Genomic DNA, 8,114 nt, shown 5'->3' on the forward strand with positions numbered 1-8,114 from the left:
AACCGATTAGTTGGCGATCGCCACTACCTACCGGCGGAGTTCATAGGGTTGAAGCTAGGGCTACGTACCGTTAGCGCGATCGCCCCTGAAAATAGTCTGTAGTTGTTCTACTGTACCTCATAACATCCGGAAGTGCTGTATGTGATAACACTTACAGTTATAAGTGATATTAATCACAACTTACTTAAGTAAACTCGGAAGCGAACTCTATCTTAATCTTTACTTTTTCATCCGGTCAAGGCGCGTGAGTCAGAGTATTTTGCATTCAATGAGATATAGAGAAGCAATAATGAACGTTGACGAACTGCTGAGGCTATACGCAACAGGAGAAAGAAATTTCAGTGGGGTATACCTACCAGAGGTGTATCTCTGTGACGCAGAGCTAATTGGAGCAAACCTATGCGAATCAGATATTACCGGATCTAATCTGAGTAAAGCCAAACTCAACAGAGCCAACCTCAGCAAAGCCAATCTCAGCAACACCAATCTCAGCGGTACAGATCTGGGAGGAGCTGACATGACAGAAGCAATTTTAACTGAAGCCAACCTGTGTCGAGCCGACCTGATAGGTACTAATCTCAGCAAAGCTGACTTGAGCAGAGCCTTCCTCACCCAGGCAAATTTCATCGGAGCCAATATTTCTAGAGCAATCCTATGTCAGACAGACTTGCACGGAGTCAACCTCTACGGAGTAAATCTGCGTCGAGCAATTCTTACCGAAGCTGACCTAATTGGAGCCAACTTAACTAAGGTAGACCTCAGTGGAGCCGATTTAATGGGAGCTAGTCTAATTAGAGCAGACCTAACTGAAGCTATCTTAAGTGCCGCAGACCTGACTGGTGCCAACCTACTAGGCGCAAACCTAACTGGAGTCAACCTCAGTGGAGTATATCTTAAGGGCGCAACCATGCCCGACGGTACAGTTCACGACTAATTGCCCTTCTATTTTGGCAGCCTGCGAAGAACTGGTGGTAAATTAAGGAGTAATGAGCTGTTAAGCGAGAATTACTCCTTAGCAATTTTAGTTTTAATTTTATTGCAAATAAGCGATACTAAGAGTATTTTAGATTTTATATTTTGGATTTTAGAGGCTAAAAATGAAACTCAGAATCCTCGCAACTGCAACGCTGCTAACCGCGATTTTCCCAGCCATTGCTGCATCTGCCGAGAATATTGAACATACACAACAGCTACTAGCAACCCGACAGTGTTCTCAGTGCGACCTTAGCGGTGCAGGTCTAGTTTTAGCCAACCTGACTGGAGCCGATCTCAGAGGTGCTAACTTGAGCGGTGCCAATCTCAGCCGCGCGAACCTCAGTGGCGCAGATCTTACAGGCGCAAACCTCAGCGGTACTAGCCTCTATGGTGTCAACTTGAGCGGCGCAAATCTCACGGGTGCCAACCTCAGTGGTGCTGATTTGAGAACTGCCTATCTAGGTAATGCCAATTTAGCTAGCATTAATCTGAGTAATGCACAATTACTAGGAGTTAGGGGATTGCCAACCAATATCGGGGAAGCAGAGGACTTCTACAGATTAGGGTTGGCAGAAGCTAAAGCCGGAAACTACAGAAATGCCATAGATTATTACAATCAAGCACTCAGCCTCAAACCCGATTTAGCAGCAGTCTATTTTGCGCGAAGTATGTCTCGCGCTGACTTGGGAGACTTTCCAGGTGCGACTCAGGATGCTCAGATAGCTAATCAACTCTTTGCCTCTCAAGGAAATGTCAGAGGTCAGGAAGTGTCGAAGCAGTTAGTGCAAGCGATTGTAACCCGTCAAAAGCCAACGGAACCTCAAACTGGTGGTGGAGGATGGATGAATGCTTTAGGAGCGTTAGGATCTGTCTTGCTAAAAGTCCTGTTTTAAATTTGTACGAAGAAGGGGCTAGGGACTAGGGCAGAGGAAGAGATGGGGAGGATGGGGAAGATAGGGGAGATGGTTAATAGCAATTAGCAATTAGCAATTAGCAATTAGCCATTACCAATTAATGTACTGGAATTTCAATCCTAAACTCAGTACCTTCCCCTGGTTGAGAAATACACCTAAGTACACCTTTGTGTTTTTCTACTATAATTTGGTAGCTGATTGATAAACCTAATCCCGTTCCTTGACCGACAGGCTTAGTGGTAAAAAAGGGATTAAATATCTGAGAAACCAAATTTTGGGGAATGCCTTGACCATTATCTCGAATGGAGATAACCGCAGTTTCAGGATCGATCAATTCAGTCCGAATCCGAATGTAAGCCGGCGTATCATTAGGAGTGAAAAATATTGAGTTTTGAGTCGAAATTCCGGTATCTTCTAAGTTTTTTTGCCTCATACCCCGATCTCTAATCCCCATTTCTAGAGCATCAATAGCATTGCTAATGATATTCATAAATACCTGATTTAACAGACCAGCATAACACTCAACTAGCGGCAAATTTCCATACTCTTTGAAAAGCTCAATAGCAGGACGGTCTGGCTTAGCTTTGAGCCGATGCTGTAAGATTACTAGCGTACTTTCTAGACCTTCGTGGATGTCAACTGGTTTTTTATCTGCTTGATCTAAGCGTGAGAAATTGCGTAAAGACAGAACTAGCTGGCGAATACGTTCGGCTCCCATTTTCATTGAGTCGAGAATTTTTGGTAAATCTTTTGCCAGAAAGTCTAAATCAATAGCTTGGGTATGTTCGCTAATTCGATCGTTGGGTGCGGGGTACTGCTGTTCGTACAATTCTACTAAATCCAGCAAATCTTTAGTGTATTCAGTAACGTGAGAAATGTTACCGTAGATAAAGTTAACTGGGTTATTAATTTCGTGAGCAACACCTGCAACTAATTGTCCTAGTCCAGACATTTTCTCAGTTTGAATTAGTTGAGCTTGAGTGTGCCGTAGTTCTCCCAGAGTTTTACCTAACTGTTGAGCCTTGGCTTGCTCTGCAATAGCGGCGGCTTGGCTGGCTTCATAAAGTTCTGCTTGGTGGATGGCGATCGCAGCTTGATGAGCTAACTGTTGCAGTAAATCCCTTTCAGAATTTTGCCAAACTCTCGGCCCAGAACATTCGTGGGTAATCAATAACCCCCACAGCAAAGCATCGGTTCCAATTGGTACAATTAAACTCGCTCTGATCTGAAGACTCTCCAAAAACTCCCGGTGACAAGGCGCTAAATCATCCTGATAAATATCATTAATTGCCTGCACCCGTCCTTGCCGATAAAGACACGCGGACTCCTCTGGAAAGCAGTTTTCTGGGGCTTTAATGCCTAAAATAGAACTCCGCCCACTGCGGGTTATATCTGAGAGAGAGGCAATACTTTCTACTACAACCTCGCCTTCTCTACCTTTGATAAACTGGTAAATCACGACGCGATCGGTATGCAGCAAAGTTCGTACTTCTCGCACAATAGTTTGCAAGATTTTTTTTAAATCCAGCGTACTGCGAATTTGATCTGTAACTCGTCCTAGTACCTTGGCCAACTCCAAAGACTGCTGCAACTGTGAAGTCCGTTCTTGAACTTGATGTTCCAAATTAATATTAAGATTTTGTACCTCTTTGTAAAGAGTGTACTGCTGAATTGCCATCGAAAAGTGATTGCCTATAGCTTTCGCTTGCTCAATCTCACGGCTATTCCACTCACGGGATTGACCTTTTTTTAGTTCTCGCCATAATTCAAAAGACTGTCGGGGAAGCCTTTGTTTCACATTGCTCTCAAAGCGACCTGCCCATAACCTTTCGGTTTCAATTTCATTCCGAAAAATTGTCAAATAACCGAGTAAGTGTTGGCGATATTGGATCGGAACTACCAGTAAGCCACGAATTTTAGTAGACTGAAAAGCTGGAACTAATACTCTAAATGAAGGCTCTTTATATAAGTCCGTAACGATCAAAATTGGGAAATGAGAATTGGGAATTGGGAGTTGGGAAACCCCATTTACCTGTTTGAAACCTACTTCTTTGAAGCCTGCTTCCGCCCACTGCTGCCATAAAGGATGCTCTTCAATAGGTATTTCTTTTTCCCATTTTGGTAGACTTGGTTGTTCGCCACAAGTAAACAGCTCAAAGGAAGCAGGAAGGTCATCCTCTGAGAAATTTATAACTTCAGGATTTATATCTGTTGGCGATATATTTTTATCCTTAATCTTTAGATTTTTACTCTTAAAATAGACTCTACCACCAGTACCTTCAAGATCTCTAACAGTAGCTTCTAAAGCAGCTTTCAATTGAATAGTGGGTTGACCATGCAAAAGAGTTGCAACTCGGTTAACTTTAGCTTCACGCAGTGCTTGTTCGCGAGTTTGGCCTAGAAGATTGGAATGAGAAATCGCGATTGAAATTTGATCGACTACTAACTGCACTAGCTGTAAATCTGTTTCTGAAATGCGATGAGATTCGCAATGGTGAGAAACTAAAAGTCCCCAAAGTTCAGTTTGAGATGTTAAATTTTGAGTTCGCGATCGGGAAATTGCTAAAGGGTCTGTTATTTCTTGCTCACTTATATCGCATAAAATCGGTACTACCACAGAGGATTGCACTCCCATTGCCCTCAGATAAGTTGCGTGACAAGTGTCTACGGATCTATACCTGATTTCTTCGTTTGTCAGGGATTCTCCTGTTTCCGCAGAATCCAGCGGACTCAAACCCATTAACCCGGAATTAACATCAACTATTGTACGCTGCCGTAGATTGACATACATCTCTCGTGCTTCTTGAGGAATATCATCGGCTGGAAAATTTAGGCCTTTAAGGGATGGGAGACGATTATTATTAATTGACTCCGCCACTACTTCGCCGCTACCATCGGTATTAAACCGATAAATCATAATCCTATCTGTTCCCAAAAAACCGCGCACTTCCTGTGCTGCACAGATTAAGATCTCTGGTAATTCCAGAGATTGGCGAATGCGTTTGGTAATTCGGCGCAGTAAAACTTCTCTGTCTAGTCTCTGCTTTAATTGTTGTGTATTTTCTACCAGATTCATCTTTCTTCTCGCCTGGAGATTCCGGTTATAACTGTAATGATGGCAACGCTTGCGCTGGCGAGACATCTACAGCTAGGTCTTTAACTTTTGTCACTCAAGTAGATCGCTGAGGTAAAAATTCCGCCCTACGCAATTCAACTAGCCTCTTTCAAACGCTCTACTATTTTCGATGTTAGATTAGCGGTGGGTAGTGGACAATTTAACACTGCCTGCGATGAGCTGCGAGCATTATTTTTGATCCCTGCACTGAAAAAGGCATTTTTTCAAGCTAACCCTTCATTTCTATCATCTTATAAATTTTGAGTGTTCTGGAAGTTTTATCAAAAAAAAATTAATTTTTATGAAAAATTAACAATTATTTACACAAATTTATAAAATGCTAATTTTTGTAACCGCCAAGACGGTAAGGAGGTTGTTAATTGCTGACATTCTTGATTTTATTGTATTTTCCTTCTGCGGTTCTAGCTCAATTCAATTTTTCTAGCTTGTGGCTTCTGCTAATAAGTTTAGGATTGGGGTAGTAAACCGCGATCGCGGCGTTGGGAGATTTCTAAGCGAACGCTCATCAGTATTTTGCCCAAATGGTTTTGGCCAGTACGATCGCAGCCACAGCCCCAGTAGTAATCTGTGGGTGAATCCTCAACAATTAGGCAATCGCCTGTAGACAGCAGAATAGCTTGGATATCAGTGTGCGTAATAAATTTTGTTAAAACGGCCTCTCGCATAATTGCAGTTTTCACTTCTTCCCAGTCGGGGCGAAGTTGTCGGCTGGGTTCGCGCCCTAACTTGGCTGCTTGCTGGGGCGTTTCTGAGGCGTGAATCAGATAAATTAATTGTTCATCCACACTACCAACAAATTTTTGTGCTTGATAATAGTGTTCTACCGTCAACCAGTCTTGACCGTTTAAGTAAATGCTGTGGGGTGAAAAGTTAGAAAAGCAGCCATAGGGCTCTTCTACCTTATAAAAGTAAATTGTCATCAGCGTCGAATATAGGACTTATAAATTTTAATTTTGTCAGGGTCGGTTGAGCTGATAAATATTGAGTTGTAGATACTGTCTTGAACTGTCAAGGGGTAGCAGTCAAATAATTGGGGTCTAAAGGCTTTTGGGATTTTAAAATCCCAAAAGCCAAATGCACTAATTTCCTCATCATGGTCACTAATCATTTTTTTGATCGGTTGTTGTTTCCATGATTAGATACTCCAAGTGTGCCAGGGTAAGACCAGCAACAGTTGGCGTAGCTGTTTCCAAACAGTTCTGCTCTTGAGTAGCCAAGGGGCGGGCCAACTTCACCAATTGCTGATGTCCTCTTGCTCGTACTTTCGCCGATTACAGAACCATTTGCACAAAACTTTCCTTGTTTCTTTAGATTTACTTTGTTTGATGGAGCGATCGCCTGCTTGATGTGGCGATCGCGCTCACCAACTCTTTTAAGATACAAGGCGCGGGTTCGCCAATAATCTCAAATAAAATCTACAGCTCCAATAAACTCGCCCCCACCCACTATAAAACCCTAACATTTATTGTCCAACGGTGCACAAATCCGCCCAAAACAGAGGGTATTGAAAAGGTCAAAGCTCAGGTTTATAACCCTTCTCGACTAGATTTCTACAAATAAACCTGGTTCCGATCTCAACGTGCCTAAGTCCTAATTTATATTAATCTACTTAAAATATAGTTCGCATTGACTGAGTTTTGCAGCCATTACCTCTATGTGTCGCCACCATTTTAAGCCGACTACCCATATCCGCGAGGGCAAGTGTCCAGGCGGCGCTGTGCGGCTAAAATTTAGACCTTCGTAGGGATTATGAGGATTATAAGTAAGCCAGCCAACGCGATCGCAAAATTTCGCGTAATCATTGCCAACACTATCATAAATTTGCGTTTGTATGCTATAGCCAAATTGCTCGTTACTGTACTTCACCCACAGTTGATTAATTGTCTCCAAATCTACACAAGGTAAATTGTCAATTTCATTGGGATGAAGATAACCTTTGCTTGGTTTGCCTAAAGCTTGACAGAGAACTATCCAAGTTTCTAGATCCGCTTGTTTCCATTTTTGGGCTGCTAGTAAATGCTGCAATTGAGTGTAATCAACACCTGCTGCCGATCTCAAATTATCTCCAGTAGGTTTAACCGACCAAGGCATAATTCTTGCCAATAAACTAGGACGCAGGGGTGATGAAACCGATTTTGCTGGTGTTAGCGTAGGCTTGACTATTTTAGCGGTTGTGCTAACAACTGGATTAGTAGTCGCGATCGTATCTTTTAAAACTTCTTCTGCCGACTGATAGCGTTTACCAATAGAATGTTCTAGCAATTTATCTAAGATTTTACCGAGCTTAACCTGCCTTTGACGAATTTTATTTAAGTTGTCGCTATTACGAGTAGGTAAAAAGTCTCGCCACGCCCAACGGTCATTTACCATGTCATACATATCCCAAGGAGAAACACCTGTCATTAAGTGAATGCAGGTAACGCCTAAACTAAAAAGATCGCTAGCTGATATCGCTTTTCCTCGCGATTGTTCGGGGGCCATATATTCGGGAGAACCAATAATAGTACCCGTATGGATAACAGCAGTATTGGGAATTATTTTAGCAATCCCAAAGTCAAGCAAAACAGGTTTGCCATCGCTGTTACGGCTAATAATATTACTTGGTTTAATATCGCGATGAATGATAGAATGTTCGTGGATAAATTGGAGTACGGGTAACAAGTCCCGTAGCAATTCCCAAATCTCCTCTTCGTTAAAAATCCCTGTTTGGCGCAATTTTTGGGAGAGAGTTAGCCCTTCAATAAACTCTTGAACTAGATAGAGAAGGTGATTTTCTTCAAAGTGGGCTAATAGTTGAGGAATTTGGGGGTGTCCGCCAAGTTGGTTAAGGCGTAGGGCCTCTTGGCGAAATAATCTAGCGGCTGTATTGTAGCTTTCTGGGTCGTGAGTGGGAAAGGAAAATTGTTTGATGACGCAGGATGGTTTGAGGGGAATTTGTTCATCAACTGCTAAAAAGGTTTTCCCAAAGCCACCTTGACCAATGGGCCGCATGGGCCGATAGCGTTGTTGGAGTAACAACCGGGAACCGCAACTCTGACAATGTTGCGCTGTGTCTGGGTTTCGGGGGTTTTGGCATCCAGGGGTGACAC

The 8,114-nt window shown here is 42.7% G+C and carries 5 protein-coding genes; 2 read left to right on the plus strand and 3 right to left on the minus strand.

The window, feature by feature from the left end:
• Window positions 1-289 precede the first annotated feature (289 nt).
• Window positions 290-934 (plus strand): pentapeptide repeat-containing protein, encoded by a 645-nt coding sequence (locus PN499_RS11795; protein ID WP_272032075.1) that lies wholly within the window; start codon window positions 290-292, stop codon window positions 932-934.
• Between the two features lie 163 nt (window positions 935-1,097).
• Window positions 1,098-1,868: a pentapeptide repeat-containing protein gene (locus PN499_RS11800; RefSeq protein WP_272032076.1), complete on the plus strand. Its 771-nt coding sequence runs from the start codon at window positions 1,098-1,100 to the stop codon at window positions 1,866-1,868.
• Window positions 1,869-1,986: 118 nt separating this feature from the next.
• Here the strand turns inward: PN499_RS11800 and PN499_RS11805 are convergent, their stop codons facing one another.
• The 3 genes from PN499_RS11805 to PN499_RS11815 all read right to left on the minus strand — a co-directional run.
• Window positions 1,987-4,965 (minus strand): GAF domain-containing protein, encoded by a 2,979-nt coding sequence (locus PN499_RS11805; RefSeq protein ID WP_272032077.1) that lies wholly within the window; start codon window positions 4,963-4,965, stop codon window positions 1,987-1,989.
• 506 nt (window positions 4,966-5,471) lie between these two features.
• A complete protein-coding gene (locus PN499_RS11810) occupies window positions 5,472-5,945 on the minus strand; it encodes an NADAR family protein (RefSeq protein ID WP_272032078.1) in 474 nt (157 codons plus the stop codon).
• A 685-nt stretch (window positions 5,946-6,630) separates the two neighbouring features.
• Window positions 6,631-8,114, minus strand: a 1,484-nt coding sequence (locus PN499_RS11815; RefSeq protein WP_272032079.1) for a serine/threonine-protein kinase, incomplete at its 5' end; no start/stop codon positions are given.

Origin of the sequence: Kamptonema animale CS-326, assembly GCF_028330895.1 — a bacterium.
Lineage (GTDB): Bacteria > Cyanobacteriota > Cyanobacteriia > Cyanobacteriales > Microcoleaceae > Kamptonema > Kamptonema formosum.